General features: G+C 65.2%; 2 protein-coding genes. Both read right to left on the bottom strand.

Annotated features, from left to right (window positions below):
• Positions 1-406: 406 nt before the first annotated feature.
• The gene (locus tag Y704_RS0102475) at positions 407-1,441 is read right to left on the bottom strand and encodes a TerC family protein (RefSeq protein WP_026548938.1); all 1,035 of its coding nucleotides are present in this window, start codon (positions 1,439-1,441) and stop codon (positions 407-409) included.
• Between the two features lie 145 nt (positions 1,442-1,586).
• On the bottom strand, positions 1,587-2,716 hold a 1,130-nt coding region (locus tag Y704_RS24320), incomplete at its 5' end, for a hypothetical protein (RefSeq protein ID WP_026548939.1).

The raw sequence follows: 2,716 nt of genomic DNA on the forward strand, positions 1-2,716 counted from the left end.
GTGATTTGGGAGGAGAACAGGCCTTCGCGGCGGAGGAAGGCGCCCTTGGCTCCGGGGCCGTCGAGGGACTCGTAAGTTTCCAGGATCGAGAGTTTTTCCCCTGGGGTGAAGGAGCGGCGGAGGGGGCGATCTGCACTAGGTTTTTCGGGATCAGCCATGGATCCACCGTCGGTGTTGGCGGTGGGCGAAGCAGGTGCGGTGGTCACAGGGAATCGGTTTCCAAATCTCGCCCTTAAGGAGTCAGTGGGAAAAGTGGCGGTGTCTCACCCAATGCTGACAGACAGGGGGCCGGGCTCACCGATCTTCAGCGCCCACGGTGCCGCCGGGACGGTTAGCGTAGACGCCTTGGAATGCAGAAGGGGAGCGAGCCATCGGCCCGCTCCCCTTCCAATCATCTAGCCCGGCGTCAGTGGGGGTCCTGCTGGGTAGCTTTCTGCTCGTCGGCCGCGAGGTCGGCGTCGATGGCGGCCTGGCGCGCCTTCGGGCTCAGCAGGCTCGCGACCACCGCGACAACGATGGTGAGCACGATGACGGCGAGGGACACGAAGGTGGGAATCTCCGGCGCCCATTCGATGTGCTGGCCACCGTTGATGAACGGCAGCTCGTTGACGTGCATCGCGTGCAGCACGAGCTTCACGCCGATGAACGCGAGGATGACGGACAGCGCGTGCTTGAGGTAGATCAGCCGGGTCATCAGCCCGCCCAGCAGGAAGTACAGCTGGCGGAGCCCCATGAGCGCGAAGATATTGGCAGTGAAGACGATGAAGGCACTCTGTGTGAGGCCGAAGATCGCCGGGATGGAGTCGACCGCGAAGAGCAGGTCGGTCAGCCCGATGGTGACGAAGACGATGAGCATCGGCGTGAAGACCTTCTTGCCGTCGACCACCGTCCGCAGCTTGCCGCCGTCGTACGTGTCCGACATCGGGACCACGGTGCGGAGCTTCTTGATCAGCTTGTTCTCGCCCGCGTTCTCTTCGTCCTCACCGGAATCGGTGGCCTGCTTGTAGGCGGTGTAGAGCAGGAACGCGCCGAAGATGTAGAAGATCCAGCTGAAGTTCTCGATCACGGCGGCGCCCAGGGCAATGAAGATACCGCGGAGGACCAGCGCGATGATGATACCCACCATCAGCACTTCCTGCTGGTACTTCCGGGGCACCGAGAAGCGGGCCATGATGATGATGAAGACGAACAGGTTGTCGATGCTGAGGCTGTACTCGGTGATCCAGCCAGCAACGAATTGGCCGCCGTACTCGGCACCGGTGAAGAAGAACATCAGCGCGGCGAAGATGAGGGCAAGGCTCACATAGAAGGCGACCCACAGGCCGGCCTCCTTCATGGAAGGCTCGTGGGGCCGCTTGACGACCAGCAGCAGATCGAAAAGCAGGATGATTCCGAGGACGACGAACGTGCCGACCTCGAACGCGAGTGGTAATGCGGGCATGGATGACCTTCCAGGGCTGCGACGGAATGGCGTAAGTCTCTCCGCCGCGGCGTTTCGCCGGCCGACCGCTACGCCCGGCGGGGCTGCACTGCCTCGCGTGTTGACGTTCGTAGCGCTTGGGATACTCCCCTACGTGGGCTCAATGCTACCGGTTGTGCCCGGCCTGCGGCGAAATCGCTTCCCGGGCCTCGAGCCGCTGGACATGATCCACAATCTCCGGTTCGTCCCAGTACCGGCCGTGGCCGAGCACCTCACCGTGGGCGTCGGTGGGCGGCAGTTCGACATTGACGGCACCGGGCACCGGGAAGCCGATAGGGTCCGTGGCCCGCCAGAAGTTGTACCAGGTGGTGCATCGCCCCGCCAGAGCCGGAAACCAGTCGGGTGGGAAATAGCCGGGAAAGAACACGGCGTAGAGGGAGGCAAGCGGTGAGCCGGTGGTGATGAGATGCCGCTCACCACTATCGACGCCGTCCGGCCGTGCCCTTTCGCTTTCGCTTTCGGCCAGCAGGAAAGCGGTGAGGACGCTCCCCTGGCTGTAGGCGACGAGGGCGACCTCGAGTGGACCGGCTTCAGTCACCTGGGAGCGGAGCCCTGCCACTACCCGGTTCCGGTAGGACGCTCCCGCCAGAGGGTGGTCCCGCACGGGCCAGAAACCCGCGATGTCGGCCACCTTCCCGAGGACCTCCTGGACAGGCTGGACCTGGCGCAGGACAAGCGTGAGGATTACCGCTGCCCCTGCAACCTGCAGGAGGAGCACCGCAAGGGCGAGCCACACCCCGCCGAGGTTTCCCTCACCGAAGCTGATAGCCAGAGCCGTTCCTGCAGCAGCCAGGACCGCGCCGAGCGGAACCGCCACGGGAAGAAGGGCTGGCGCGTCCCCGATGACCCGGTGCCACCACAGGTATCTCTGCATCCGGGTTCGCCACAGGGCGGTGAGGCCCAGTCCCGGGCGTACAAGCACGACGGCGGCCGCCGCTGCGGCGAACGCCGTCAGGGCGATTCCGGCCAGGAAGGGAAACAGGTCCAGCCTGCTGTCACCGAGGTCCAGCGGCTCGTCCCGTGCGAGCAGGACACGCAGGCCGGCCTCCGCGCCGACCGGGGCAAGATCGAACAGCCGGACGAGGTAGCCGAGCAGGTTGTCGAGCACGAGGCGCACCAGCGCGTACACGGAGTGCATCAGCAGGAGCGCAGCGATCAGCAGGCCGCTCGCACCAGCGGCCGGCACCAGGGGACGCCGGCTGTGCCGCCCGCCCGCTGCGTGCAGCGCTATCGACA

The sequence above is a fragment of the Arthrobacter sp. Br18 genome, from assembly GCF_000520555.1.
GTDB lineage: Bacteria > Actinomycetota > Actinomycetes > Actinomycetales > Micrococcaceae > Arthrobacter_D.

What these genes read in the sequence shown, in the direction of transcription:
- Y704_RS0102475 (WP_026548938.1), bottom strand. Translation starts at nt 1,441, where the DNA reads ATGCCCGCATTACCACTCGCGTTCGAGGTCGGCACGTTCGTCGTCCTC.